The 26,856-nt window shown below is 72.0% G+C and carries 19 protein-coding genes and 2 pseudogenes; 14 read left to right on the plus strand and 7 right to left on the minus strand.

Going from position 1 to position 26,856, the window contains the following annotated elements; translation table 11 throughout:
- Positions 1–252: 252 nt before the first annotated feature.
- Positions 253–1,422: a cellulose-binding domain-containing protein gene (locus tag ACFY3J_RS14210; protein ID WP_390840937.1), complete on the minus strand. Its 1,170-nt coding sequence runs from the start codon at positions 1,420–1,422 to the stop codon at positions 253–255.
- 232 nt (positions 1,423–1,654) lie between these two features.
- On the opposite strand from ACFY3J_RS14210, the gene ACFY3J_RS14215 reads away from it, so the two are divergent.
- Together ACFY3J_RS14215 and ACFY3J_RS14220 are read left to right on the plus strand one after the other, a co-directional pair.
- Positions 1,655–2,245, plus strand: coding sequence for a malonic semialdehyde reductase (locus tag ACFY3J_RS14215; protein WP_384183585.1), 591 nt, complete (start codon positions 1,655–1,657; stop codon positions 2,243–2,245).
- A gap of 843 nt (positions 2,246–3,088) precedes the next feature.
- Positions 3,089–3,715, plus strand: coding sequence for a DUF6461 domain-containing protein (locus tag ACFY3J_RS14220; protein WP_390840938.1), 627 nt, complete (start codon positions 3,089–3,091; stop codon positions 3,713–3,715).
- Here the strand turns inward: ACFY3J_RS14220 and ACFY3J_RS14225 are convergent.
- A complete protein-coding gene (locus ACFY3J_RS14225) occupies positions 3,652–4,335 on the minus strand; it encodes a DUF317 domain-containing protein (RefSeq protein WP_390840939.1) in 684 nt (227 codons plus the stop codon). The two genes, ACFY3J_RS14220 and ACFY3J_RS14225, sit on opposite strands and share 64 nt — an antisense overlap.
- Before the next feature lie 330 nt (positions 4,336–4,665).
- On the opposite strand from ACFY3J_RS14225, the gene ACFY3J_RS14230 reads away from it, so the two are divergent.
- Positions 4,666–5,904 carry an Ig-like domain-containing protein gene (locus ACFY3J_RS14230; RefSeq protein WP_390840940.1) on the plus strand — a complete coding sequence of 413 codons (1,239 nt, stop codon included), beginning with the start codon at positions 4,666–4,668 and terminating at the stop codon, positions 5,902–5,904.
- A 204-nt stretch (positions 5,905–6,108) separates the two neighbouring features.
- Here the strand turns inward: ACFY3J_RS14230 and ACFY3J_RS14235 are convergent.
- The 3 genes and pseudogenes from ACFY3J_RS14235 to ACFY3J_RS14245 form a co-directional block, all read right to left on the minus strand.
- Positions 6,109–6,819: pseudogene (locus ACFY3J_RS14235) on the minus strand (methyltransferase domain-containing protein); the annotation flags it as partial.
- 77 nt (positions 6,820–6,896) lie between these two features.
- A pseudogene (locus tag ACFY3J_RS14240) lies at positions 6,897–7,037 on the minus strand (transposase); the annotation flags it as partial.
- A 43-nt stretch (positions 7,038–7,080) separates the two neighbouring features.
- Complete coding sequence (locus ACFY3J_RS14245) at positions 7,081–10,251, minus strand: BTAD domain-containing putative transcriptional regulator (RefSeq protein WP_390840941.1); 3,171 nt, start codon at positions 10,249–10,251, stop codon at positions 7,081–7,083.
- A gap of 215 nt (positions 10,252–10,466) precedes the next feature.
- Between ACFY3J_RS14245 and ACFY3J_RS14250 the strand changes: the two genes are divergently transcribed.
- From ACFY3J_RS14250 to ACFY3J_RS14300, 11 genes are all read left to right on the plus strand, one after another.
- Positions 10,467–11,339 carry a hypothetical protein gene (locus ACFY3J_RS14250; protein ID WP_390840942.1) on the plus strand — a complete coding sequence of 291 codons (873 nt, stop codon included), beginning with the start codon at positions 10,467–10,469 and terminating at the stop codon, positions 11,337–11,339.
- Positions 11,340–11,520: 181 nt separating this feature from the next.
- Positions 11,521–12,609: an ABC transporter permease gene (locus ACFY3J_RS14255; RefSeq protein ID WP_390840943.1), complete on the plus strand. Its 1,089-nt coding sequence runs from the start codon at positions 11,521–11,523 to the stop codon at positions 12,607–12,609.
- Between the two features lie 162 nt (positions 12,610–12,771).
- Positions 12,772–13,929: a sugar ABC transporter substrate-binding protein gene (locus ACFY3J_RS14260; RefSeq protein WP_384183566.1), complete on the plus strand. Its 1,158-nt coding sequence runs from the start codon at positions 12,772–12,774 to the stop codon at positions 13,927–13,929.
- The gene (locus ACFY3J_RS14265; protein ID WP_384183564.1) at positions 13,926–15,536 is read left to right on the plus strand and encodes a sugar ABC transporter ATP-binding protein; all 1,611 of its coding nucleotides are present in this window, start codon (positions 13,926–13,928) and stop codon (positions 15,534–15,536) included. The genes ACFY3J_RS14260 and ACFY3J_RS14265 overlap by 4 nt, the downstream gene beginning before the upstream one ends.
- Complete coding sequence (locus ACFY3J_RS14270) at positions 15,533–16,306, plus strand: aspartate/glutamate racemase family protein (protein ID WP_384183561.1); 774 nt, start codon at positions 15,533–15,535, stop codon at positions 16,304–16,306. Before ACFY3J_RS14265 ends, ACFY3J_RS14270 begins: the two co-directional genes overlap by 4 nt.
- Positions 16,303–17,586 (plus strand): amidohydrolase family protein, encoded by a 1,284-nt coding sequence (locus ACFY3J_RS14275; RefSeq protein ID WP_384183558.1) that lies wholly within the window; start codon positions 16,303–16,305, stop codon positions 17,584–17,586. The genes ACFY3J_RS14270 and ACFY3J_RS14275 overlap by 4 nt, the downstream gene beginning before the upstream one ends.
- 78 nt (positions 17,587–17,664) lie before the next feature.
- Positions 17,665–19,158 carry an aldehyde dehydrogenase gene (locus tag ACFY3J_RS14280; RefSeq protein ID WP_384183555.1) on the plus strand — a complete coding sequence of 498 codons (1,494 nt, stop codon included), beginning with the start codon at positions 17,665–17,667 and terminating at the stop codon, positions 19,156–19,158.
- Complete coding sequence (gene hydA, locus ACFY3J_RS14285) at positions 19,151–20,653, plus strand: dihydropyrimidinase (protein WP_390840944.1); 1,503 nt, start codon at positions 19,151–19,153, stop codon at positions 20,651–20,653. The genes ACFY3J_RS14280 and hydA overlap by 8 nt, the downstream gene beginning before the upstream one ends.
- Positions 20,654–20,694: 41 nt before the next feature.
- Complete coding sequence (allE, locus tag ACFY3J_RS14290; protein WP_390840945.1) at positions 20,695–21,474, plus strand: (S)-ureidoglycine aminohydrolase; 780 nt, start codon at positions 20,695–20,697, stop codon at positions 21,472–21,474.
- Positions 21,461–22,915 carry a M20/M25/M40 family metallo-hydrolase gene (locus ACFY3J_RS14295; RefSeq protein WP_390840946.1) on the plus strand — a complete coding sequence of 485 codons (1,455 nt, stop codon included), beginning with the start codon at positions 21,461–21,463 and terminating at the stop codon, positions 22,913–22,915. The genes allE and ACFY3J_RS14295 overlap by 14 nt, the downstream gene beginning before the upstream one ends.
- A complete protein-coding gene (locus tag ACFY3J_RS14300) occupies positions 22,912–24,276 on the plus strand; it encodes an amidohydrolase family protein (protein WP_390840947.1) in 1,365 nt (454 codons plus the stop codon). The genes ACFY3J_RS14295 and ACFY3J_RS14300 overlap by 4 nt, the downstream gene beginning before the upstream one ends.
- Before the next feature lie 110 nt (positions 24,277–24,386).
- Here ACFY3J_RS14300 and ACFY3J_RS14305 read toward each other — a convergent pair whose 3' ends face one another.
- Positions 24,387–26,171 (minus strand): sensor histidine kinase, encoded by a 1,785-nt coding sequence (locus ACFY3J_RS14305; protein ID WP_390840948.1) that lies wholly within the window; start codon positions 26,169–26,171, stop codon positions 24,387–24,389.
- The gene (locus ACFY3J_RS14310) at positions 26,158–26,856 is read right to left on the minus strand and encodes a response regulator transcription factor (RefSeq protein WP_384183539.1); all 699 of its coding nucleotides are present in this window, start codon (positions 26,854–26,856) and stop codon (positions 26,158–26,160) included. The genes ACFY3J_RS14305 and ACFY3J_RS14310 overlap by 14 nt, the downstream gene beginning before the upstream one ends.

Here is a 26,856-nt window from a genome sequence, read left to right on the forward strand (position 1 = left end):
GGACGGGAACGCCGAGGGCAGGATCGAGAGGGCGGTGGCTTTCGGATGCGGCTGAGGCTCTTACGGTCCGGTGTGAATGGGCTCACCTGTTACGAATCCTCGCCCGGTCCTTCGGCAAGGGGACGGACGCGCCCGCGCCCTCGATCATCGCCGCAGCGATCGGGCCTTGTCGCGCAAGGCGCTGCCGGCGCGCCGGGGCGGAAGGGGGTTCCGTCCGGCGCGCCGTCCGCGCTGGTGGTCTCGCGCAGGCCGTCAGCAGCCGATCGGGGAGGAGCCTACGGCGACGTCGTCGAACCAGAGTGTGTCGTCGCCCGTCCCATAGCTCTCCCAGCCCAGGCGCAGGGTGGTGGGCCGGGGCGGGGCGGTGCGGGCAAGCCACTGCTGGTCGATGTCCTGGGTGGGGACGCCGTCCGCGTGCAGGCCCGGGATCTGCTCGTCGCCGAGCCAGGTGTCGAGCTTGGGCGCCGTCGTGTCGATCGCGAAGCGCAGGCACTGCCAGCTCCCGGTCGGCAACGGCCTGCTCTGCGCCACGCCCGCCGGGCTCTGCGCGGGCAGGGTGGCGTCGTCGGTCTCCCGGTTCCACTGGAGGGCGCCGTTCTGGCCGCCGACGCGCAGCGCCCGGCCGCCCTGGGAGCTGTCGGGCATGGAGACGAAGGTGACATGGGCCGCGGGGAGCGCGGTGGTGTGCCGCACCCACATGCGCACGTACATCACCGGCCCCACCGACGACAGGTTCGCGGTGGAGGCGACGAAGGCGTGGTTGCAGTAACCGGCCCTGCCGTCGATCCGCAGCGACCTGCCACCACTGTGCGCGACCGAGGTGTCGACGGCCGCGGCTCCGGTGCCCTGGCAGTCGGGCGCGGCGAACTGCCAGGCGCCGGAGGGAGTGGTGCCGGTCTGGTCCTCGAAGCCCGAGCAGACCGCGGCGCTGCCGCAGCCGGCGGAGGGCGGTGGGGTCGTGGGCGGCGGGGTCGTGGGCGGCGGGGTGGTGCCGGTTCCGCCGCAGACCAGGCCGTTGAGGGCGAAGTCTGTCGGGGCGGGGTTGACCGAGCTCCAGGTGCCCTGGACACCGAACTCGGCGGAGCCGTCGGTGGCCAGCGAGCCGTTCCAGTCCGCGTTGACGGCGACGACGGAGGCGCCGGTCTGGATGACGGTCGCGTTCCACGCCGATGTCACCCGCTGGCCGTCGGCGTGGGTCCAGGTCAGACGCCAGCCGTTGACCGCCGGGCCGAGATTGGTGACCTTGACCTGGGCCGTGTAGCCGCCGGCCCACTGGTTCACGGCGTAGTCGACCCGGCAGCCGACCGCCGCGGCACTGGTGGGTGTCGCGATGAATCCGGACACCAGCAGGGCGACGGCTGCGGCAGCCGCGAGGGCCGCCGTCCAGGGCCGGCGCAGTAATCGCAAGTGGGGGGTGCGCACGAATGCCTCCGAGGGATGGATGCGGACCGTGGGAGCGCTCCCATTCATGACAGCGACCAGGGCCGCACACTGTCAATGCACGGGACGGCCAAGACGACCGCGGCGCGCCGTCACCCTGTGAAGCTGATCACCGCAGGCCCGGTTTTGATTGAAGCTTGAACTTTCAACGCATAGTGTCGGTGCCGCAAGTCGATCCCCCGGGATCCACGACCCATTGTGAGGAAGTTCCCCCATGTCGCTCGCTCTTGACCCCGCCGCCCAGGACCTTCTCTTCCGTGAGGCCCGCACCGCGAACACCTTCACCGACGAATCGGTGTCCGAGGAGCAGGTCCAGGCGATCTACGACCTGGTCAAGTACGGCCCGACGTCCATGAACCAGTCGCCGCTGCGCATCACCCTGGTCCGCTCCGCCGAGGCCCGCGAGCGTCTCGTCCAGTACATGGCGGAGGGCAACCGGGCGAAGACCGCCACCGCCCCCCTGGTCGCGATCCTCTCCGCGGACAACGAGTTCCACGAGGAGCTGCCCCACCTCTTCCCGCACTTCCCCCAGGCCAAGGACGCCGTCTTCGGCGACCGTGGGGTGCGGGAGAGCCAGGCCGCCCTCAACGCCGCCCTCCAGGCCGCGTACTTCATCATCGGCATCCGGGCCGCAGGCCTCGCCGCCGGTCCGATGACCGGCCTGGACTTCGAGGGCGTCCGCAAGGACTTCCTGGACGACGACCACACCCCGCTGATGGTCGTCAACATCGGCAAGCCGGGCGAGGACGCCTGGTACCCGCGCTCCCCTCGTCTGGAGTTCGACCAGGTCGTCACCACGGTCTGAGCCGGCTCGGCGACGGGGATCCGGACCGAGTTCTGCCCCTGTCCTCCCGTGGGCTTCTCGCGGCAGCCGGCGCGATGCTCGCCACGTTCGCCTACCGTGACGCCGGCGCCCACGGGGACCGGCCCTTGGACCGCTTCGCGACCGCCCACCCCGTTCTGTACCTGATGCCGGAGGCCTGCGACGCCCGCGACCGCGCCTTTCGGGGCGCGGCAGCCCGGCCTTCCACGATCTGGCTCAAGACCTCCAAGCCGGACCGAGGCGCCGCTGCCCGAGGGACAGGCGCTGGGCATCGACGAGCCGCCGCTCACCTGCGCCGACAGCTTCGACGTACCGGTCCTGTTCCGTAACGGACCTGCGGATAGGCCCAGGAGGCAGTGGCGGACCGCCAAGCACCAGCCGTGGGCCGGGTCGGACGGGTTCCCGGCGGCCGACGGCTGGTACGCCCCGACCACCACGTGGCGGGAGATCATCAAGGCCGCCACCGAGGTCGGCCGCTACGTCACCCCGCATCCGCAGAACCAGCCGCGTTGCGCGCACGGGGAACTTGTCGCCCGGGTCTCCCCGCCGTACGCCCATCTCGGCGCGCACCCCGTCAAGCCCCCCGCACGCGCCCAGTCCCGCCCTGCCCGGAGACCGCCGGCCCGTGCCGAAGGCAACGCCAGAAAGAGCCCGCCGGTCCTGTGACTGAGCGCTTCACTCGGCCGGTTGAGCACGGGCAACGGTGGCTCAGGCGCTTCCTGGCCGACTGCGTGATCACTTGGCGTCGCACGACGGGATCGCCTTGTCGGTGGTGCTGCGTAGGGTGCCCCCGACGATCAATGGCTCATGGCGAGGGGCGAAGGCATGCGCGACGGGATTCGGTGGCTGGTCGATCTGGAGCACTGGATGTCCAGCGTGGTGTTCGCACGCGGGATATCCGCGCAGGAACTGGCGGTGCGCATGGGAGGCGACCGGGACGCCGCGACCGAGCCGATCACCGACGCCGAAGCGTGGGACCTCGGCGAGTGGTACCGACCGGGCGAGGATGGCGACGGTGTCGTACGGGTCGGAGAGCACGGAGGCTGGTCGTTCGCTCTGGAGTATGGGGACTCGACCGGCGGGGACCGTCTGGCGGAGATCTCCCGAAAAGGCGTCGAGGCCGTCCACTACGTGCCGATGCAAGAGCACCCGCCGGCCACGGTCTTCTACGCTCGGGACGGCGTGGAACTGTGTGGCTTCGGGCTGGGCGAGGAAGCGTGGCGCTGGGGTCGGGAGCCTGACCTGCTGCTTCCCGACCTCGTTGGCGGGCACGTGCTGCAGCCCGACGGGAAAACGCTCATCGCCCCCGAAGACGAGCACTACACGGATACCTACCGGCGCACCCTCGGAGTCATCGAGCGGCGTTTCGGCCTCTCGCTCTCCCCTTCCTACCTGAAGGAAGCCCGCCTGCCGGCGTATGCAGTCCGCGGCACCCCGGAGATGCACATCTGAGCGATCGCAGCGGTGTCGCACGCTGTCGAGGCCCTCCGGTGCGAGGAAGGTCTGCGTGCCGTCCTCTTGATGCTGTGGCTCCAGCTGCGGGCGAGCAGTGGCGTGCGCGCCTCGGGCGACGCGGTCGCTTCCTCGAACAGGTGGCCTTGGTCGCTGTAGCGGTCTTCGAGGTGGCGGTCGAGCAGCTCGGTGTGGACGTCGTGCAGGAGTTCGGCGGGGGTGGTGGCGTCGAAGGTGATCTGCCATGCCGTCCGGCCGAATGGGGCGCGGTTTGCGCCGACGGTCCGTGCCCCCTTGCCTCGCGTCCCGGGTTCGGGGAGGAAACGGGTCCACAGCCGAAGGCAGGGGCTGGTGGCGTAGGCCGCTCCTTCGCCGGGTTGGTGCAGCGTCCAGTTCCTGTCGAAGGGGAGGGCCAGGTCGTACGGAGATCCGCCGGGCCGGGACCGGCGAGGTGGCGAGGAAGGACCTTCACTGTCTGGGCAAGGTCTGTCACCCCCGAGGCGACCCGCCACGCCACCACCAGGGCTCGCTACAACCGCGAGCGCCCCTCGCTCATCTCCTTGCCCTGGGGTGCAGAGCCTCGCTCCGGGTTTCGCCCAGTGACGACGAACCAGTGGCACCCGGCCGCTTTCGCGTCACCGGATCGCAGTCGGCGCCAGGCAGCGACGAGTAGCAGGTCCTGCACCCAGAGGCGGCCGGGCTTGCGAGGTTCAAGCAACTCATGTTCGAGGGGCGTCCACGTCATGGTCGCCACCGGGCGCGAGAGCGGATCGACTTCGCGCCATCCGGCCGTCGAACAGGGCCTCGGGGACACGCTCGACAGTGCGTGGCCTTCGCCACAATTTGCCCATTTCAGGACCAATGAATGCGTATAAGTGGTTCTAAAGCTAGTTACAGTCCTCGGACAACCAGCTCCGGGGATTCAAAGAGCAGTGACATGGGAGAAGCGTTTGATCACGGCACGTAAACGACGCACCGGGCTGGTCGCCACGGCCGGCGTACTCAGCAGCGTCGTCGCACTCACAGCCCTCGGCGGTACCAGCAGCGCAGCCACCGGCGGCAGCGGCGGGGACCACCCGAAATCGCAGGTGCGGAAGGATCAGGCGGCTGTCCCGGATGTCTCCGAAGCCCGAGTGAAGATCACGCCCGCGCGAGGGGCCGACAGTGCCGGGATCAGCAAGCCCGTCAAGGTCACCGTCAGTAACGGCAAGCTCACCAAGGTGACCATGACCGCCGTCGCGACCGGTGCCGAGATTCCGGGCACCCTGTCCGCGGACGGCACGTCCTGGAAGCCGAACGGCCCGCTGGAGCGGGCCACCAGGTATCAGGTCGCCGCAGACGCCGAGGACGCCAAGGGCCGCCCCGTCACCGGGAACGCCACGATCACCACAGCCTCCCCGGCCGACGGCTTCATCGGGCACCTCTCCCCCGAGGACGGGTCGACCGTCGGCGTGGGCATGCCGGTGACAGTCAACTTCGACAAGGCGATCAGCGACAAGGCCGCCGTAGAGTCGAAGATCCAGGTCAGCTCCAGCAGCGGCCAGCAAGTCGTCGGCCACTGGTTCAACAACAACCGTCTGGACTTCCGCCCCAAGAACTACTGGAAGCCCGGCTCCACCGTCACCGTCAAGCTCAACCTCCACGGCGTCCAGAAGACGATCACCTTCAAGGTCGGCCGGAGCCAGATCAGCACCGTCGACGCCAAGACGAAGCAGATGACCGTCGTACGGGACGGCAAGACGATCAGGACCATCCCGATCTCGTCCGGCAGCCCCGAGCACCCGACGTACAACGGTCAGATGGTCATCTCCGAGAAGTTCAAGCAGATCCGCATGAACGGTGCGACCGTCGGCCTCACGAAGAAGGACGGCAAGCCCGCGTACGACATCGCGGACGTACCGCACGCCATGCGCCTGTCCGCCTCGGGCACGTTCATCCACGGCAACTACTGGAGTGCCGACCCGGTCTTCGGCAAGGTCAACACCAGCCACGGCTGCGTGGGTCTGAAGGACGTCAAGGGCGGCGACGACGGCAAGCAGGCCGCCGCGTGGTTCTTCGACCACTCGATGATCGGTGACGTCGTGATCGTCAAGAACTCCGAGGACAAGACCGTGCTGGCCCCGGACAACGGCCTCAGCGACTGGAACATGCCGTGGAGTCAGTGGGTCGCGGGCGGCACGACCAGCTGACGCCACGTCACTCCCCACGCAACTGGCCCTGGCGCTTTGGCGTCGCGGTATGTCAAAGCGCCCTGACGGCCAGTGTGTTCACCGGGCTGTGCGTCGACGGCGGGACACTGGGTTGAACTCTCAGTCGTCGCGGCTCGGTGAGCATCGGGCGTTCGTGTCGGTGCGTCGCGAGGACGCGCGGACCCGGAACCGGGCGGTTGTCTACGTGAACACCACCACACGGCGGGCCACGCGCCGCATCTCGCGCAGCCCGGCGATCGGGTCGTGCCAGTGATGAACGGTGCTGAAGGCCATCGCGGCGTCGAAGGACTGGTCCTCGAACGGGAGGCTCTCCGCACTGGCGGCCACGCACGGCGCCGCGCCCGCGGGACGCTGTGCCCGCATGACCGCCGACGGTTCCACCGCCGTGACGTCGCGGTCGGGGGGCTCGTAGGAGCCGGTGCCGGCCCCGACGTTCAGTACCGTCCGTGCGTCCCCGAGCGCATCCCAGATCCTCGCGGCGATCCGCGGCTCGGTGCGCCGCGTCGCTGGGTAGGCGGACCCGATGGTTTCGTACAACTGGGCGCCGAGCACCTTCAGTTGCTCCTCCGGCGTCGTCCTGATGCCCATGGTCCGTGCCTCCAGTTCCCTGTCTATGGCCGTCACCATGGCAGCGGCGCGGTCGCGCTGTTCCAGCAGCAGGCCGCGCAGCCGGTGCAGGTGCGCGACCGCGTCGGTGGCGGGGTCGCCGACCAGATCCGCGATCTCGCGCAATCCGAAGCCCAGCCGCCGGTAGGCGAGCACCTCCCGCAGTCGCTCCACGTCACCCGCCGAGTAGGCCCGGTACCCGGCCGCGGTCCGCGCGGACGGCTGCACGAGGCCGATCTCGTCGTAGTGATGCAGCGTGCGGACACTCACGCCGGCCAGCTCGGCCACACGTCCCACGGTCAGGCGCTCCTCCACGCCACCGACAATGCGGCATGACGCCACGTGAGGGTCAAGCACTTCGCTCATTCGGCAAGCTTCTTGACCCTGCGGGTGGAGACGCCGAGCAGGTAGGCGGTGGCGACCACCGGGACGAGGGCCTGCCCGGCCCGGCGGCGGCGTTCGAGGAGCCAGTGCGGGAGGTACAGGAGGTAACTGCCTTGCCGGAGCCCACCAGGCGAGATCACCCAGCGTAACGACGCACCACTGGTCTCACCCGTGCCGAAGCTCCGCCAGCAACCGGCGCGTCGCTGAGGAAGGGCTCGCGCTGACCTCCTCCAGCGCGAGTCCGCATCGACGGTAGTGGTTGATGACCTCGTCGTACTGCCCCAGCGCCCCCGCGATCCGCATGAGCAACCGCCACATCGACTCCCGGTAGGGATCGCCCTCCAGGGCCTGCTCGGCCAGGGCCAGCGCTGTCTGCGGTTTGTCGAGCCGCCAGGCGAGTTCCGCCGCGTCGGTGGTGACGTCGAGGACGAGCCGGGCCAGTTCCGCCCGCCGTTTCTCCGCCCACGCCGACGTGGCACGCGGCAGGTACGGTCCGTGCGCGGCCACGGCCAGCGCGGACGTGAGACGGGTCAGGCGCTGATCGCCCCCGCACTCGGCCGCCGTAGCGACCCAGCCGGTGAACTCGTCGGTGTACGTGGTGACCTGGACCGCACCGGCCAGCGAGATCGTGCCGTCCTCCAGCCGCAGCGCCTCCTCGTCGGGCAGGACGAGACGCAGATGGTGGACGGCCTGGCGGAGGTAGGCGCGCGCGGAGTTGTCGGACCGGCTGTCGAAGAGCGCGTCGAGCGCGGCCGTCCGGGTCACTGTGCGCTCGGGCGCGGCGAGGAGCAGGCCCATCAGCTCGTACGACTTGGCGATACGGGGTCGGCGCAGCTCGCCGTTGACGAGGAGGCGGGTGGGTCCGAGGTCGTGGAACTCCACCGCGGCGGACGTCCTCTCGGCGGCCGGCAGCGGCTCCCGTGCCTCCGCGGGCTGGGGCCGTGCGGACGTGGAGAGGAGGGGGCGGCCGAGGCTGTGCCAGGAGGAGTCGGTGTCGGTGAGCCCGTCCAGGCGGCGGGAGAGCACGCCGGGGAACGCGCGCAGCGCGCCGAGCAGGGCGTGCCGGGTGCCCAGCCGGTAGGCCGTGGCGAGCGCCAGGTCGGCGGCGCGGTCGGCGGCGTCGGGGTCGCCCGCCCGCCACTCGGCCTCCGCCAGGTACACCGCGGCGGCGCACAGTTCCAGGATGCGGTCGGCCTCGTGCATCGAGACGACCGCCCGGCGCAGCCGGAGGAGGGCCTCCGCGTCGTCGGCGGGCGTGCCGCAGCCGAGCAGGGCGAAACCGTGGAGCGCGTCGAGTTGTTCACCGGTGGACTGGTAGCTGCGCGCGTAGGGAAGGGCCTCCAGGTCCTCCAGGACCCGGCGGGCCCGGTGCGGGTTGCGGCACAGCCACAGTTCGAGCTTCGCCTCGGCGAGCATCGAGAACATGTCCCATACCAGGCTGCCGTTGCGGCGGGCGATTTCGCGGCCCTCGGTGAGGAAGGCGCGGGCCCGCTCCTCCTGGCCCAGTTCGGCGGACAGCTCCACGCCGACGACCGCGCTCAGCCCGGCCGTCACCACGCCGCGTTCGACGGTCGCGCGCAGCAGCCGGTCGGCCTCCCCGAGACGGCCCAGCGCCCGCAGCGCGGCGATCCGCCAAGGGCCGGAGACCACGCCCGCCCAGCGGCTGTCGGTGCTGGCGAGGACGTCGTTCAGGCGGCCGCGCCAGTAGTGGGCGCGGGCGATCAGGCCCTCGGCGGGCACACCGACCGCGCTCGGCGGGGTCCGGCCGCGGTCCCGGGAGTCCACCAGGCTCGCGAGGTAGTGCACGGCCTCGATGTCGTCGCCGGGCGGGGCGAGCCGCAGCATCCGTTCCAGGTCGTCGACGCGGCACGCGTGGTAGTACGACCACGCCATCATCGCGGCGGCCCGGGTGGACCGGGAGGCGATCGCGTCGCGCTCGCCGAGCTGGTGCAGCTGGTCGGCGATGCGCACCCCGCGCCGGTAGTCCTCGCGGCCCACGGCCAGCATCAGTTCGGCTGTGGTCAGCGGGGAGCTGCTCGCGGAGTCCGCGTAGGCGAGCTGGTCCAGCCAGCGCTCGGCGACCTCGTGGTCGCCGCGCTCGATGACGTCCTCGATCGCCTGGACGGCGTGCGGCAGCGCCGCCGCGGTGTCGCCGAGGCTGAGGAAGGCCTCGGCGGCCTCCTCGTGCCGGCCTTCCGCGCCGAGCAGTTCGGCCGCGGCGAGCCGGGCGGTACGGGCGCGGCCGGCGCCGTACTCGTCGAGCTGCTGCACCAGGCAGTCGCGGAAGCACAGGTGCAGCCGCATCGCGAGCGGACGGGCCTCCCAGATGGCGGGCAGTTGGTGGGCGCGCAGGGCGGTGAGGGTGCGGGCCGCGTCGGGGAAGCCGAGTGCCTCGGCGCGCGGCACGGTCACCACGTCCAGCACCGATGTGCCGATGAGGAAAACCCGCTGTTCCTCCGTCAACCCGTCCAAGAGCTGCTGCGATATGTACGCGGACAGCGGCTCCGTGTCGAGTGACGGCCAGGCGTCGTCGTCCGCGGCCGGCGTCTCGGCGAGGAAGCACACCCCCGTCACCCAGCCCCGGGTCACCCGCAGCAGCTGTTCCACGTCGCGGGACGGGCCCGGCAGCCCTGCGACGACCTGGTCGGCCTCGGCGCGGGTGAGCGCGAGCTCGGCCTCGCCGATCACGGCGGGCGGCCCGCCCGGCCCGGTACGCGGTACCGGTGCCTGACCGAGGCGCACGGCACGCCGGCTGACGAGCAGGAACCGCAGGCCCTCGGGTGCGTACCGGAGCAGGCCGTCGAGGACGGCGAGGGCCGCGGTGGAGCCGCTGAGCCGCTCCACCTCGTCGAGGACGAGCACCAGTTCGGCGTCGGCGTCATCGTCGCCGTTCGCAACGGAGTCGGTGGCGCCGGTTCCGGTGCCGTTCCGCCAGGAGTCCGAGGTTCCCTTCGCCAAGGCCGCCTGGTCCGTCGCCTCGGCCAGCAGCCCCGCGGTCTCCGCGTGCGGAATGCCCGCCGCCAGGGCCGAGGCGACCGTCCCCGCGACCTCCGGAACGGCCGAGGCCAGCGCCGCCTCCAGATAGGTCAGCAGGCGGCCGGACGCGCAATCCGTGTCGTCGAGGGACAGCCAGGCGACGCGTCGGCCGGTCGCCGCGAGGTACTGGCGCACCGCCGTCGTCTTTCCGGAACCGGCCATTCCGAGGATCTGCACCGTCTGGTGCCGGCGCAGCGCGTGGTCGAGCAGGGCGGTGAGACGGGGGCGGGCGACGGCGCGGTCGGGGAGGGGAGGCAGCTGGATCTTGCGCCGGATGAGATGGACGTTCTCCCGGGTCATCCGTACCGCCTTTGTCTCGTCGTGCCGGGCCGCGCCGACGGCTCAGTGCGGTCCGGCGTGGCGGAAAAGCAGGTGCTGAAGGATGGAATCTACGTGGTCAGTGGCCGAAATTGCATCCCCTTCCAGGGACGGCACCTGCCCCGGGCGCGGCGAAACGGAGGGTTCCCCGTGCTGGTTTCGCCGCCGTTAACGGGCCGCGCGGCAGCCTGTGGGGCGTGACGAGAGCGATGACGCAAGCCGGTCTCCAGGGCCGTGCGGACAGCAGGCCGCTGCCGGTACGTGAAGTACGGCGGCTGGCCGCGCTGTTGGCGCGGGCCATGGAGTCGGGTGAGCCGATGGCCCCGCTCCACCTCGCCTTCCCGGAGGTGGACGGCGCCGAGGCCGAACGCATCCGTGCGGCCCTGCTGGACCGCACCGCCGACGACGGCCCGCGCTGGGCCGTCATCGCCGACCCCGCACCCGGCGGTGAGCGCTCGCTCGCCCATGTCACGGCGGGCATGGTGCACCCCGGTGGCCGTGTCCTCGTCGAGCGACCGGACGCCGTGGTGCTGCGGGCGCGGCTGCTGCTGCGCCTCGCACCCGGTTCCCACGGCCTGCTGCCGCCGCTCGCCCTGTGCTGGGAGCTGCGCCGCCAGGTCTACGGGGAGGGTCCCAGCCCCGCCGACCTGGTCGCCGCCAACGCCGGCGTGCTGCTGGTCGTCCCCGGCGACATGCCCGCCGAGGCGGCACGGGACCGGGAGCCCGGCACGGTGTCGTGGAGCGTGAGCGCGGCCGGCGATCGCGTCGCGAGCGGTGTCCTCACCGCCGACGACGTCCGCGACGACCTCGCGTGGGCGGCGGGACTCGCCGGCGACCCCTTCGGGTACGTGCTGTCCCGGCCGCTCGGCCCGCCACTCGGCCCGGGCGTCACCTCGGCGACGCTGACCGCCGACGCGGCCGGGCTCACCCGCTCGGTGACCGTGGCGCTGGAAGCGCCGCCCGTCACCGGGTCCCGGACGGACCCGGGCCCGACCGGTCCGCGTCCGTCCGGGACCGTCCAGGGACCGCGGTCCGACGCCACCGACGTCGGACCGCGCCCCGGCCGGTGACGCCCGGGCGCCCGCGGCACCCGATCTCGCCCAAGTGCCCCGCACGGCCCTCCGTGCCTCACCCCGCACGGCTTCTCGCGCCGTGCTCGTACGGCCCGCCGACCCGTACGGCCCTTCGACCCTCCGCCCCAGTGCCCTCCTCGCCCCTGCGACAGGCCTTCACCCGCCCGAGGTGGTAGCGATGCAAACCGACGCCCCGCAGACCCCGTCCCCGCACGCGGAAGTCCCTCCCAGCCGTAAGGAAGCCCAGAGCCGGGCCGGTTCCACGGCGGCCGCCGCCCCGCCGGGCCGCACGAAGAGCACCGAGGTCCGGCGCGCGTCCGGCGGCGCCGTGGACCTCTTCCAGCGGTACGCGGTCCTGCTGGTCCTCGTGGCCCTGGTGGCCGTCTACTCGGTGCTCGCCCCCGACACGTTCCCCACCATGGACACGTTCCGCGTGATCACCTCCACGCAGGCGGTGCTGATCGTGGCCGTGCTGGGTCTCACCCTGCCCTTCGCCGCCGGTGAGTTCGACCTGTCCTTCGGCGCCGTCATCGTCTGGGCGTCGACGCTCACCGCCGTCCTGACGAAGCAGCAGGAGTGGCCGTTCGCGGCCGCCGTACCGGTCGTGCTGGTCAGCTGTCTGCTGTGGGGAGCGCTCAACGCGCTGTTCGTGGTCGGCTTCGGCATCAGCTCGATGGTGACCACGCTCGGCTCCAGCACCGTGATCATCGGTCTGACGCTCGCGGTCAGTCAGTCCCAGGTCATCGCGGGTCCGCCCGAGCTGCTGACCAACCTGACGACCGGGAAACTCCTCGGTCTGCCCTACCCGGTGTGGTTCAGCTTCGCCGTCGCCGTCGTGGTCTGGCTGATCCTGGAGCACACCCCGCTCGGCCGCTACCTGTACTTCACCGGTGAGGGCCGCGAGGTGGCCCGGCTCAGCGGCCTTCCCGTGGACCGGCTGCGCACCGGCGCGCTCATCGCCAGCGCCCTGTTCTGCGGTGTCGCCGGGATGATCAGCTTCGGCCGGCTGGGCAGCGCCGACCCGAACCTCGGCTCGTCGTTCCTGCTGCCGGGTGCCGCCGCCGTGTTCCTCGGCGCCACTGTCGTCCGCCCCGGCCGGTTCAACGCCTGGGGCACCGTCATCGCCGTGTACCTGCTGGTCACCGGCGTTACCGGACTCCAGCTCCTCGGCGGGGCGGGCTGGCTGGAGAACGTCTTCAACGGCGGGGCGCTGGTACTCGCCGTCACCTTCGCCCACGTCGTCGCCCGCCGCCGCACCCGCGTCTGAGGCAGCGCGCACGCCATCCCCGGTACGTCGCTCACCGGCTGGGACGCCACGTACGCCCCCTGCCACCGCCTGGCACTTCCCCCGGCCCGAACGGCCCCGCACCGCCCGTGCGCAGGCGAAGCGCACGCCCACGACTCCACCCGAACGCCGAAAGGAACCCTCGTGCGAATCCACAGCCTCCCCCGGAGCAGAGCCGCCGGTGCCGCACTCCTCGCCGCCGCGCTGATCGTGCCGCTCTCCGCGTGCAGCGCCGCCCAGGGCACCACCGAGAAGGCCGCAGACAGCAAGACCGTCGCCGCCGCCCGGGAAAGCGCGCAGGCCCTGGTCGACAAGGCCTCCGGCCCCACCGTGTTCAGCAAGCCCGGCGACGCCTTCGACATCACCGCGGCCCGCGGCAGGACGATCTGGGTGGTCACCCTCGACAACAGCATCCCGTACGTCCGCGCCGTCCTGAACGGGATGACGGAGGCCGGCCGCCAGGCCGGAGTGAAGGTCCGCGTCTTCGACTCCAAGGGCTCCACCAGCAACGCGGGCAAGGGTGTCGAGCAGGCGCTCGCGACCGACGCCGCCGCCGTGGTCGCCTTCGGCATCAACCTCAGCGAGGTCAGCGGCGCCGTCCGCGCCGCGCAGCAGGCCAAGGTGCCGGTGATCTCCGCGTTCAACGTGGACGCCAACGCGCCGCTGGAGGAGGGCGCCGCCGGTGCCGTGAGCGTCGACTTCTACGACTCCGGCCGCATCCTCGCCGCCCACGCGGTCACCGCGACCGACGGCCCGGTGCACGCCTCGTACCAGCACCTGCCCTCGGTCGCGACGTTCACGGCGCTGAAGAAGGGCCTCCAGGACGGTTTCAAGGAGTTCTGCCGCAGTGGCTGCAGCCTCTCCATCGACGATCTCAACCAGGCCGACTTCAAGCAGGGCGCCGAACGGGTCACCTCCTCGACGCTGATGCGCAACCGCAAGCTGAACTGGGTGTTCCCGGCGATCGACGGCATCGCCCAGTTCACGGTGCCCGCGATCGAGGCCGCGAACCGGCCCGAGGTGCAGGCCTCCAGCATCAACGCGGTCACCGCCAACCTGGAGTTCGTCCGCAACGGCCGCGTCCAGAGCGCCGACGTGGGCAACAACAACTCCTGGCTGGGCTGGGCGATGATGGACCGCAGCCTGCGCGCGATCGCCGGGCAGAAGGCGGCCACGACCGTCGTCCCGCTGAAGCTGTTCGTCAAGGACAACCTGAAGGGCAAGGACCTCGCCGACGAGGACGCCCTGTTCGACGGCGCCGACTACCGCGGTGGCTTCACCGCCCTGTGGAAGACGCGATGACCGCGCCCGGCACCCTCACGGAACAGGGCGACGGACGGCCCGACGACGCCGGGTCCCGTGCGCAGCACCGCGGCATCAGGCTGGAGAGCATCAGCAAGACCTTCGGCCCGACCCGCGTCCTGCACTCGGTCTCCCTCGACTTCCCGGCCGGCCGCACCACCGCGGTCCTCGGCGAGAACGGAGCCGGCAAGTCCACCCTGTTCAAGATCCTCTCGGGCTTCCACGCCCCCGACGCCGGTGGCCGTCTCGTCGTCGACGGCACCGAGCACCGGCTGCCGCTCACCCCGACCTCCTCCACCGACCTGGGCTTCGCCTTCGTCCACCAGGATCTGGCCCTCGCCCAGACCCTCAGCGTCGCCGAGAACGTGTGCGTCGGCGCGCTCGTCACCTCCCGCGCCGGACTCGTGCGCTGGCGGGAACAGGCGAGGCAGGTCAAGGAGTTGCTGGACGGCCTCGGCATGGACATCGACCCCGCGGCCCCCGTGCACCGGCTGCCGCAGGGCGAGCGGGCGGTCCTCGCCATCGCCCGTGCCCTGTACGCGCGCGGCCGGCGCCACTCCAAGCTGCTGGTCCTCGACGAGCCGACGGCCAACCTCACCGAACGCGAGCGCACCAGCCTGTTCGACGCGATCCGCCGGGTCACCGCCCGCGGCACCGCCGTCGCCTTCTGCACCCACCGTCTCGAAGAGGTCGGCATGATCGCGGACCGCGTGGTCGTGCTGCGCGACGGGCACCTGGTGTCCGAGCACGAGGCGGGCGACATCGCAGGACCCGGTGAACTCGCCGCCGCCATCATCGGATCCGCGCCCCAGGCGGCAGCCGCCCGGACCGCGCGCACCGAACCCGGCGCGCCCGTCCTGCGCGCCGAGGGACTTCGTGGCCGCACCGGCAGCCCCATCGACCTGACCGTGCACGCGGGCGAGATCGTCGGGGTCACCGGGCGCGCGGGCGCCGGCCACGACGCCCTGCCCACTCTGCTCCTCGGCTCCGACCGCACCGCGGGCACCCTCACCGTCGGCGCGCGCACCCTGCGGGCCTGGCGCCCCTCGGCCGCGCTCGCCGCCGGACTCGCCGTCCTGCCGGCCGACCGCAAACAGCACAGCGGCGTGCAGAGCTTCGGCATCCGCGAGAACCTCACCCTGGTCAGCCTGCGCCGCCACACCCGCCGCGGCTTCGTCGACCGGACCGCCGAGCGCCGCACCGTCCAGGACGCGATGGAACGCTACGACGTACGGCCCCGCACCGAACCCGACCGGCCGCTCGGCACCCTGAGCGGCGGCAACCAGCAGAAGGTGCTCCTCGCGAAGTGGCTCCAGCGGCCCGGGCTGCGCTGCCTGGTGCTGCACGAGCCGACGCAGGGCGTCGACGTGGGCGCCCGCCGTGCCCTGCTCGACACCGTCACCGCGCTCACCGAGGAGGGCCTCGGCGTCCTCGTCGTCGGCTCCGACCACGAGGAACTGGCCCAGATCTGCGACCGCGTCCTCGTGATGTCCCGCGGCGCCGTCGTCGGCGAACTCGACCGCCCGGCCGCGGACGAGATCTCGACGGCGTGCCTGGGCGCGACGACGCCCGCGGCGGCATCGGCGGCGACGGGAGCGGCGCCGTGACGGCGTGCGAGGGTTCCGAGAGCTCGGGTCCGGTCGCCGTGACGGCCGGCGCACGCCCCGGCGTCGCGGCGACGACGGCCCCTGCCCGCGGCACCCGGCGCTCCGTCCTCGTCCTGAACCCCAACAGCTCCGCCGTGGCCACGGGCCGTATCCGCTCCGGCGCCGAGCTCTGGGCAGGTCCGGGCATCGACGTCGACGTGCGGTCGCTGCCGGGCGGTCCGGCGGGGGTCGACACCGGCGACGACATCGCACTCGCCGCCGCGCTGACCCTCCGGGAGGCACCTCGGCTCGCGGCCGGGCGGGACGCGGTGGTCATCGCCTGCGGCCACGACCCCGGCCTCGCCGAGGTCCGCGCGCTGCTGCCGGTGCCCGTCGTCGGCATCGCCGAGGCCGCCATGCTCCAGGCCTGCCTGTACGGCGGCCGGTTCTCCGTACCGGTGTTCTCACCGCGCTCCGTGCCGCTGGTGCGGAGCCTCGTGCACCGGTACGGGCTCGACGCGCGGCTCGCATCGATCGTGCCGATGGCGACGGACACCGCCGCCGCCGTACGCGACCCGGAGGCGCTGCTCGACCAGTACGCGCGGGCCGGGCGCACCGCACGGGACCGGGACGCCGCCGACAGCCTCGTCCTGATCGGCTCCGTCGTCGGCGCCCTCGCCCCGGCCCTCGAAGCCGAACTCGGCGTCCCGGTGGTCGCCGGACTGCCCGCCGCGCTCGCCCTCACCGGCGCTCTGCTCACCCACCGCACACCCCAGGAGTCGATCCGATGAGCACCACCACCCTCGTCCACGGCGGTCCCGTCCTCGATGTGCGCCACGGCACCTGGCGCGAGGGCGCCGCCGTTGTCGTCGAGGACGGGCGCGTCACCGAGGTCGTCGGCCGTGACGCCGTACCGCACGAGACGGACGCCGAGATCGTGGACACCGACGGCGGGCACATCCTGCCCGGCCTCGTCGACGCGCACGCCCACCTGATGAGCCGGTCCGGCGTCGAGGCGGACGCCGGCCTCATCACGCGCAGCGTCGTCGACGGCGTCATCACCGCCCGCCGGTTCATCGAGTCCGGTATCACCACCGTCCGCGACCCCGGCTGCAAGCACCGCGGCATCCACGCGCTGCGCGCCGAGCTCGCCGCGGGCCGGGTGCTGGGCCCGCGTGCCTTCACGGCCGGGCCGAACGTCGTCGGCAGCGGCGCTCCCGTCGACTGGCGCAACGTCTTCGCCGACGGTCCGGACGCCGTACGCCGCGCCGTCCGGTTGGAGCGGCTGGCGGGCGCCGACTTCATCAAGCTCGTCCTCAGCCACACCACCGCCGACTCCGACTGGACGCTGTGCCTGCGGTACCTCAACGACGAGGAGATCGCGACGGCCGTCAGCGAGGCCCATCTCCTCGGGGCCCGTGTCGGCTGTCACTGCGAGGGCATCGACGCGGCCCGCGCCGCCGTCGCCGCCGGCGTCGACGTCGTCGACCACGGCCTGGCGATCGACGCGCCCCTCGCCGCCCGGATGGCCGCGCAGGGCACCGTCTACGTCCCCACCCTGTGGGCGTTCCGCACCACGACCCACCTCAACGTCGGCAAGACGATCACCGAGGACCAGGCGGCCGTGTACGAGGAGCGGATCGGCGCCGTCCACGAGCAGTCGGTCCGGAACGCCATCGAGGCCGGCGTCACGATCGCCGCGGGCAGCGACCCGATCCACTGGATCCCCGCCCGCGACGTCCTGATCCGCGAGCTGGAGGCACTGACGGAAGCCGGACTGAGCGCCGCGGACGCGCTGCGCGCCGCGACCCTCGGCAGCGCCACCGCGCTCGGCGAGCAGGACGACCTCGGCAGCCTGGAGCCCGGCTACCGCGCCGACGTCCTCGTCGTCGACGGCGACCCGCTCGCCGATCTGCGCGCCCTCGGCCGGCCCCGGCTCGTGATGAGGGACGGCCGCGTCCTTGTCGACCTGCGCGACGACAAGACGGCGGCCGAGGCCCTGTGGGCCGACATCGCCACCGGAGAACCCGCGTCCGAGCGCCAGCCGGAGATCTGGCTGCGCCGCGACTGAGCCGGACCGGCCCGGAACCGAGCCGGGCCATCCGCATCACCCCACGACCCAGACGACCCTTCGCAAGAGGAGCACCCCATGACCGTCACCGCCCAGGAATGGCACCAGCGGGCCGAGCAACTGCGCTGGGAGGAGCGCGCGTTCATCGACGGCGCCCACACCGACGCCGCCTCCGGCGAACGCCTCGACACCGTCTCGCCCGTCGACGGCCGCACCGTCGCCTCCAGCCCCGCCATGGGCCCGGTGGACGTCGACCGGGCCGTCGCCGCCGCCCGCCGCTCCTTCGAGTCCGGCGTCTGGTCGCGGATGGCGCCGATCGCCCGCCGCGCGGTGCTGCTGCGGTTCGCCGAACTGATCCGCCGCGACCGCGAGCGCCTCGCGCTGGTCATGACCCTCGACAGCGGCAAGCCGATCGGCTCCACGCTCGGTGAGGCCGACCACGCGGCCGACGTGCTGCGCTGGTTCGCCGAGGCCATCGACAAGGTCTACGGCGAGGTCGCGCCGACCGCGGACAGCGCGCTCGCCCTCGTCACCCGCGAACCCCTCGGCGTCGTCGCCGCCGTCGTGCCGTGGAACTTCCCGATCGGCATGCCGATGTGGAAGATCGCCCCCGCCCTCGCCACCGGCAACTCCCTCGTCGTGAAGCCCGCCGAGCAGGCCCCGCACGTCGTCCTCGCACTCGCCGCGCTGGCCGCGGAGGCGGGCGTCCCCGAGGGTGTGTTCAACGTCGTCACCGGCCTCGGAGAGTCCGTCGGCCGCGCCCTCGGTCTGCACCCGGACGTCGACAAGGTCGCCTTCACCGGCTCCACCCAGGTCGGCAAGTTCTTCCTGGAGTACGCGGCACAGTCGAACATGAAGAGCGTGTCGCTGGAGTGCGGCGGCAAGTCCCCCAACATCGTCCTGGAGGACGCGCCCGACCTCACCGCCGCGGCCGAGGGTGCCGCGCTCGGCGCCTTCGTCAACCAGGGCGAGATGTGCAGCGCCGGCTCCCGCGTCATCGTGCAGGAGTCCGTGCGCGAGGAGTTCACCGAGCGGCTCATCGAGGCCGCGGGCGCCTGGCGGCCCGGCGACCCCCTCGACCCGGCGGTGAGGATGGGCGCGCTCGTCGACGAGGCCCAGCTCTCCCGCGTCCTCGGCTACGTCGGCATCGGCCGTGAGGAAGGCGCACGCGTCGCCACCGGCGGCGAGCGTGGACGCCCGGACTCCGGCGGCTGCTACCTGGAGCCCACGGTCCTCGCCGACGTCACCAACGACATGCGCGTCGCCCAGGAGGAGATCTTCGGCCCCGTGCTGTCCTTGATCACCGCGAAGGACGCCGACGACGCCGTACGGATCGCCAACGATTCCCAGTACGGGCTCGCCGCCGCCGTCTGGACCCGTGACGTCACCACCGCGCACCGGGTCTCCCGCGCACTGCGCGCCGGAACGGTCTGGGTGAACTGCTACAACCACTCCGACGTGACCGTCCCCTTCGGCGGCTTCCGGCAGTCCGGCACCGGTCGTGACAAGTCCCTGCACGCGATGGAGCAGTACACGCTGCCGAAGACGGTCTGGGTGAACCTCGGTGCCTGACTTCACCCAGGGGACGGCACCGCACTACGCCGCGTCCGATACGACTCCCCCGGTGGCCGGCCGGGTGCTGGTCAGCGGAGGCACCGTCATCGGCCCCGACACCGACGAAGCGGCGGACGTCCTCGTCGAGAACGGGGTCATCACGGCAGTCGCGAGCCCGGGAGTGCTGCGCCACGCCGACGCGGACGAGACGATCGACGCGGGCGGCTGCTGGGTGCTGCCCGGCGGCATCGACCCGCACACCCACCTGGACACCCTGATCCGCGGTCACCGCACCTGCGACGACTTCCACCGGGGGACCGTCGCCGCGCTCGCCGGGGGCACCACGTCGATCGTCGACTTCTGCTACCCGGAGCCCGGCGAGTCACCGCTCGCCGCGCTGCACGCCTGGCAGGCCCGCATGCTCGCCCAGCGGCCCGTGGCGGACGTCGGCGTCCACATGGTGCTCGTCCAGCCCGGCGAGGACGAACTGGCCGAGCTGCCCCGCCTGGTCGCCGAGGGCGTCACCAGCATCAAGGTGTACATGGCCTACCGGGGCCGCCGGATGACGGACGACCGCGGACTGCTGCGGATCCTGCAGTGCGCGGCCCCGCTCGGCATCACCGTGCTGGTGCATGCGGAGAACGGCGACGCGATCGACCTGCTTTCCGCGCAGGCGATCGACCGCGGCGAGACCGCGCCGCACCACCACTCGCACACCCGCCCCGACCTGCTGGAGGCCGAGGCCGTCAACCGGATCGCGCACCTGGCCCGGGTCGCAGGCGCCCGCGTCTACATCGTCCATGTGTCCGGCGCCACCGCACTCGACCCGATCCGCAGGTCCCGCGCGGCGGGCTGGGACGTACACGGTGAGACGTGCCCGCACTACCTCGTCCTCGACGAGCATGCCCTGGAGGGCGACCTCGCCACCGCGGCGCAGGCCGTGTGCTCACCGCCGCTGCGCCGGGCCGCCGACCAGGAGGTGCTGTGGCAGGCGCTCGCCGACGGCAGCCTCGCCATGGTCTCCAGCGACCACTGCGCGTTCCGGATCGCCGACCAGAAGATCATGGAGCCGCGGTTCGACTGCATCCTCAACGGCCTCCCCGGCATCGAGCAGCGCATCATGCTGCTCCACCACTTCGGGGTCCGCACCGGTCGCATCACCCCGCGCCGCTGGGCCGACGCCGTGTCCACGGCCCCGGCCCGCATGTTCGGGCTGCTGCCCCGCAAGGGCCTGATCGCCCCCGGCGCCGACGCCGATCTGCTCGTCTTCGACCCGGAGCGCCGCCGCACCCTCACGGTCGCCGACCACCACTCGGCCGTCGACCACCTGCCGTACGAGGGCATCGAGGTCATCGGCGCGCCCCGCGCCGTCCTCGCCGGCGGACGGATCGCCGTACGCGACGGGCGCCCCGTACCGGGCCTCGCGGGTGGCGGCCGCTTCCTCGCCCGCACGCCCGATGTCCCGCACGCGGAGGAGCCGCGGCCCGCGGCCCCGGTCCTCCAGACCACCTGACCGCACGCACCTCAGACCACGACAGCCAGGAGAGAGATCACATGACCACCGCCCCCGACCGCCCCTACGCCCCGCCGACCACGGTGTCCGTCTCCCGGGGGCGCCGCACCGACGCGTACCACCTGCTCACCCCCGCCAACCAGTTCCCGAGCCGGCTGCCCGGCTTCGACGGAGTGATCGTGAAGAAGCTGGCCACGCCGCGGCTGCACCGCGCCCGGTTCGGCTGGTACCTGCTGGAGATCGAGCCCGGCGGCGGCACCTCGGCCGCCACCGGCGCCGAGCACGAGCACTTCCTGCTCGGCCTCGACGGCACGCCGCACGTCCTGGCCGGCGACGCCAAGCACGACCTCGCCGACCAGGGGTTCGCGTTCCTGCCCACCGGCACCGGCTTCCAGCTGCGCAACGACACCGCGGCCCCGGCCCGGCTCCTGTGGATCAAGCAGGAGCACCAGCCCTGGCCCGGCGTACCCGCCCCGCAGCCGGTCAGCGGACGGCTCGGCGACGCGGAGTACCGGCCCGGCTCGGTCGCCGGGATCAGCCGCGCCGAACTGCTGCCCGTCGACGCGCCCTACGACTTCTCGATGAGCGTGCTGTCCTTCGAGCCGGGCGCCGTCTTCCCGAAGGTCGAGGTCCACGACGAGGAGCACGGCCTGTGGATGCTGAAGGGCTCCGGGCTGTACCACCTCGACGGCGACATCATGGAGGTGGAGACCGAGGACTTCATCTACATGGCTCCGTACTGCCCCCAGTACTTCTACCCGACGGGCCCCGGCACCGCCGCCTACCTGCTCTACAAGGACATCAACCGTGACGGCTTCTGAGCACACCACCGACGCGACGGGCCCGGTACCGACGGGGACCGCGCTGCGCGACGCGCTGTGGAGGAGGATCGACGAACGCGCCGACGAATTCCTGTCCTGGCTCGTCGAACTCGCCGCGCAGCCCAGCGTCAGCGTCACCGGTGAGGGCGTACGCGAATGCGCGGCGCTCCTCACCGACATCCTCGAGCGGATCGGTGTCGACTCCGAGACCCTGGAGACCGGCGGGAGCCCCATCGTCTGGGCGACCCTCGGCGAGCACGCCACCGAGAACGCCCCGCACCTGCTGATCTACGGCCACTACGACGTCGTGCCCGCCGGCGACCCCGCCGACTGGCCGTTCCCGCCGTTCGAGCCCATCGTCCACGAGGGGGCGCTGTGGGGCAGGGGAGTCGGCGACAGCAAGGGCCAGCTCCTCGCCCATCTGTGCGCCCTCGCCGTCTGGGCCGACGTCACCGGCGCTCCGCCGCCGCTGCGGCTCGACCTGATGCTCGACGGCGAGGACGAGACGGGCTCCCTGAACACCCGCCGCTTCATCGCCGAGCACCCGGAACGGTTCACCGCCGACGCCCTCTACACCTCCGACGCCTCCACGCTGGGCCTGTGGCAGCCGGCGCTCTTCCTCGGCGTACGGGGCGCGCTCTACCTGGAGTTCACCTGCGAGGGCAGCCCCCAGGAGTGGCACTCGGCGAGCTACGGCGGCATCCTGCCGAACCCGGCGGACCGCCTCACCCGGGCGCTCGCGTCCCTGACCGACGCGGACGGACACATCCTCGTCGACGGCTTCCACGACGGCATCGAACCGGTCCCGGAGTCGGTCCGGACCGCGGCGGCGGCCCTTCCCGACACCTTCCTCCCCCCGGCCCAGGACCTGGGCGTCCGCGCCTACACCACGTCCGACCCGGTGGACGCGATGTTCTTCTCGCCGCGCATCTGCGTCTGCGGCATCGAGGCCGGGTACACCGGCGAGGGCCTGAAGATGGCGGTGCCGACCCGGGCGACCGCCAAGGTCGACATCGCCCTGATGCCCGGCCAGAGCCCGGCGCGCATCGCCGGACTGATCCGCCGTCACCTGGACGACCACGGCTGGGACGACATCACGTTCACCGTCCTCGCCGACTGCCCGCCCTCCTCGATCCCCGACACCCACCCGCTCGTCACCACGGCCCGCGCCGCGCTCGGCGCCGTGTGGGGCCAGGAAGCGGCGGTGATCCCGTCCATCGGCGGAGGAGGCGTCTTCGGCGCGTTCGTCGAGCAGGCCGGACTGCCCTGCCTCCTCGTCCCGTACGGCCAGCCCGACCTGCAGGAGCACTCCTCGCAGGAGCACTTCTCCCTGGAGTGGTTCAGGAACGGCATCAAGACCAGCGCGGAGGTGCTGCGCCGCCTGGCCGAGGGCGAGGCCACGGGGTGGACGCGCCGCGTCCCGTCGAAGGAGGCCGGATGACCGTCGTCGACGTCCACACCCACATGCTGCCCTCGCAGTTGCTGGCCGGCGACTGGCCGCCGGCGCTCGCGGCGGGCCTGCGCACCACGGAGGACTGCCACCTGCTCTCACCCACCGGCGAACGCCTGCCCGCCCACTACCCGGAACTGACCGACCCGGCCGCGGCCCTCACCCGCATGGACCGGCAGGGCGTGGACCGCGCCGTGATCTCCGTGACCCCGCACGCGTACGCCCTCGGTACGGGACCGGAGGCGACGCGGTACGCCCGCGCGGCGAACGACGCGCTCGCCGCGTACGTGGGCAGCGCGGCGGCGGCCGGCCGGCTGACCGGCCTCGCGACCCTGCCCGTGGGCCGCCCCGAGGACGCGGCGGCCGAACTGGAGCGGGCGATCACCGGCCTCGGTCTCGCGGGCGCGCAGATCACCACGGGCCCGGTCGCGGGCCGCCCCCTCGACCGCGCGGGCCTCGACGCGCTGTTCACGGTGTGCGAGACCCTGGACGTCCCGCTGTCCCTGCACCCGTCCTACTGCGGTCCCCTGCACGACCCGGACCTGTTCCTGCACAACTCGGTCGGCGCCCCCCTGGACACGGCCCTCGCCTACGCCCGCCTCGCCGCCTCCGGCACCCTGGACCGCCATCCACGCCTGCGCCTGGTACTGGCCCACGGCGGAGGTGTCCTCGCCCAGCTCCTGCCCCGCCTGGACAACAACTGGCACTACCGCGCCGACCTCCGCACCCGCGCCCACCACCCCCCGAGCAGCTATCTGGACCGGGTCTGGTGCGACACGGTGGTCCACACCGCCCCCGCCCTCCGCTACCTCAAGGAAACCTTCGGCGAAACCCACCTTCTCCTGGGCACGGACGCCCCGTACGGCACGGGAGTGGCAGACCCGATCCCCACCCTGGAACAGGCAGGCCTGAACCCCCACGCACTGGGCGAGACCGCCGAACGCCTTTTCCGCACGGTTCAGTCCGGGCCGACGGCGACAGGTCACTCTGCGAAGACCGTGGTGGATCTCCGCGAGGAGATCATCCGCCTCGAGTCCTCGCTCCTCAGTGCCGAGGCGCGCAATGACGTCGGCCGGCTCGAACAGCTGATCCATCATGACTTCGATGAGATCGGGCGCACCGGAAAGTACTGGGAGCGCGAGGAGGTGATCCGCGTCCTCAACAGCATCCCGGACCAGGTGCAGGGCGTGACCTTCGACCGGGTCGTGGAGCTCGCCCCGGGCGTCGCGCACATTCGGTTCCGCACCGAGGACGCCGTTGGCGTGGTTCACCGCAGCTCCATCTGGACGCGCGAGGACGGTCGCTGGCAGCAGCGATACCACCAAGGCACGCCGGACACCCAGGCCGACTGACCGACGCAGCCGCGCGGCCGGCGCCACCCGCCTCTGGACGAGGGCCGGGTGGGGCGCCGCATTCGCATCGACGTGTGGCGTGCTCCTGCCACAGCGTGATGGCGGCGCCCTCACGCCCGGTGCCGATCCGCACGCCGCGGCTGCGGCAGGTGCAGCGTGAACACCGTTTCTACGCCGGGGTCACTCGTTGCCGTGACCGTGCCGCCGTGGGCGGTGACGAGTTGCCGCACGATAGCCAGCCCCAGGCCGCTTCCGCCCGTTCGCCGGCTGCGTGACTTCTCCGCCCGCCAGAATCGGTCGAAGATGTGCGGGAGATCCTCCGGGGCGATGCCGCTTCCGGTGTCACGCACCGTGAGCAGGACGTGGTCGTCGGTCTGCTCGGCAGCAAGGGTGATCGTGCCGCCTGCGGAGGTGTGGCGGAAGGCGTTGGACACCAGGTTGCCCACGATCTGGCGCATCCGGACCGGGTCGGCTTCCAGCCGAACGCCGTCGGGCACCTGATGGAGCAGGGCGATGCCCGACGCTTCGGCCTGTGCTCCGTGTGCCGCGGCGACGTGGGAGAGGAGTGCGCCGGCCGACAGGAGTTCGCGGTGCAGCTTGAGCGTGCCGGCGTCGGCCGCGGCGAGGTCCTGGAGGTCGTCGACGACGCGTTGCAGCAGAAGGGCTTCCTCGTGGAGGCTGGCGATGAGCTCGGGGTCGGGCTCCGCGATCCCGTCCCGGGTGACCTCAAGCCACCCGCGGATATTGGTGAGGGGCGTTCTCAGCTCGTGGGCGATGTCGCTGACCATGGCCTTGCGCTGCTCCTCGAGACGCTCGCGGCGCGCGGTGAACTCGTTGAACGCGGCAGCGAGGTACCCGGTCTCGTCCCGGGTGGTGACCGACACCCGGATGTGCTGGTCGGCGGGGCGTTGGGCGGCGGCCGCCAGGACCCGAAGGGGGCGTACGAGCCGTACGGCGACCACAGAGGTGATGGCGATGGTGAGCGCCAGGATCAGCCCGGTGACGCCGATGACCTTGATCTTGTTGGCGGTGGAGAGGTCGAAGCGCGGGTCGCTGCGTGAGACGTCCCCGAGGTACAGCTCGGCGACCGGTGCCACATGGGGGCCGAGCTGTCGGCGACGCGCCTCGTCCGCACAGTTCCGCGCCTTCTCGTCGTACTTGTCGTCGATGCGCTTGCTGTGGACGTAGGAGTCCCGCTCGGATCCCGGTAGCGAGAGGAACGCGTCAGGGCTGCACAGGCACGACTGGAAGAACTCGTTCAGCTCGTTCAGCGCCGCCAGTTCGCCGGGTGTTGGGGTGTTCAGTTTGCCGTCGGCGCACTCCCACGGGACCTCGTCGGCGCTGGTCACACTGGGACGGCCGCTCGGAGTCTCTTCGATGTCACCGTCAAGTCCTTGGCTGCGCAGGCAGGCGAGGCGCTTGTCGGCGAGGGTGCGCAGATGTTTTCTCTCGGCTTCGGACAGCAGGTAGGGCCCCACCGCGCGCGGATCGATGCCGCCGAGCTGCGCCCCGGGCGAGGTGTAGGTGTCCACATGGAGCGGATCCACGATCGCCGACGCCTGGGTCGACGGGCGAACGCCCTGCGAGGCCGAGTCCGCGATGACGACCCCGCTTGTCGTCGTGAGGGATATACGGCGGCCCGTGGTGCGGGACAGTGCGGTGACGATGCCCTGGACACCGTCCCAGCGGGGGTGGGTGGCGGCGAATCCGCTCAGGCGCCGGAGGATGTCCGTGTCCTCGGACAGGACATGCCCGCGCGCCTCGGTCACGGCCCTGGTCGTGGTCTGCACGGCGAGCCAGGCGGTGGCGGCCACCGAGCAGACGGCGATGACCACCGAGGTGAGCAACAGCCGGAAGAGCAGGCTGCGATGAAGAGGAACCTCAGGAAGCACCACGGCCGCCGACGAGCTTGTATCCCACACCGAAGACGGTCTGCAGACGCACCGGTTCGCGGGGATTCGGTTCGATCTTCTTCCTCAGGTTCATGATGTGCACGTCCACGGCCCGTTCGGTGGACGCACGGTCGAAGCCGCTGGAGTGCTGCAGCAGTTGCCGGCGCGAGAAGACGCGGCCGGGCTCGGCGGCCATGGCGAGCAGGATCTCGAACTCGCCGGGGGTGCAGAGCACGATCCGGCCCCCGCACCTGACCTCGTGCCGTAGCGGGTCCACCGTGATGTCACCGGCGCGCAGCACACGGTCGCCGCCGTCGGCGTGGCGCTGCGTCCGGCGCAGCACGCTGCGGATCCTGGCCAGGAGCTCCCGGGGGCTGTAGGGCTTGGTCATGTAGTCGTCCGCGCCGATGTCCAAGCCGGCGAGGACGTCTTCCTCGGTGGACCGAGCGGTGAGCATGAGCACGGGAATGTCGTGGTGGCGCCGCAGAGCGCGGCAGACGCCGATTCCGTCGAGCTCGGGGAGCATCACGTCGAGGACGATCAGGTCCGGGATCCGTCTCAGCGCCTCGTCGACGGCGGCCCTGCCGTCGTGCACCACGACGGCCTCATGACCCTCCGACAGCAGGAGTCGCCGGATCAGTGCGGACTGCAGCTCATTGTCTTCGGCAACCAGGATATGTGCGCACAC

It is taken from the genome of Streptomyces sp. NPDC001231, assembly GCF_042896885.1.
Lineage (GTDB): Bacteria > Actinomycetota > Actinomycetes > Streptomycetales > Streptomycetaceae > Streptomyces.

Excerpts from the sequence above, each read along its gene's own strand:
- ACFY3J_RS14280 (WP_384183555.1), top strand. The coding sequence starts at position 17,665 with ATGACCGTCACCGCCCAGGAATGGCACCAGCGGGCCGAGCAACTGCGC.
- ACFY3J_RS14255 (WP_390840943.1), top strand. The coding sequence starts at position 11,521 with ATGCAAACCGACGCCCCGCAGACCCCGTCCCCGCACGCGGAAGTCCCT.
- ACFY3J_RS14215 (WP_384183585.1), top strand. The coding sequence starts at position 1,655 with ATGTCGCTCGCTCTTGACCCCGCCGCCCAGGACCTTCTCTTCCGTGAG.
- ACFY3J_RS14220 (WP_390840938.1), top strand. The coding sequence starts at position 3,089 with ATGCGCGACGGGATTCGGTGGCTGGTCGATCTGGAGCACTGGATGTCC.
- ACFY3J_RS14275 (WP_384183558.1), top strand. The coding sequence starts at position 16,303 with ATGAGCACCACCACCCTCGTCCACGGCGGTCCCGTCCTCGATGTGCGC.
- ACFY3J_RS14300 (WP_390840947.1), top strand. The coding sequence starts at position 22,912 with ATGACCGTCGTCGACGTCCACACCCACATGCTGCCCTCGCAGTTGCTG.
- ACFY3J_RS14245 (WP_390840941.1), bottom strand. The coding sequence starts at position 10,251 with ATGACCCGGGAGAACGTCCATCTCATCCGGCGCAAGATCCAGCTGCCT.
- ACFY3J_RS14265 (WP_384183564.1), top strand. The coding sequence starts at position 13,926 with ATGACCGCGCCCGGCACCCTCACGGAACAGGGCGACGGACGGCCCGAC.
- allE (WP_390840945.1), top strand. The coding sequence starts at position 20,695 with ATGACCACCGCCCCCGACCGCCCCTACGCCCCGCCGACCACGGTGTCC.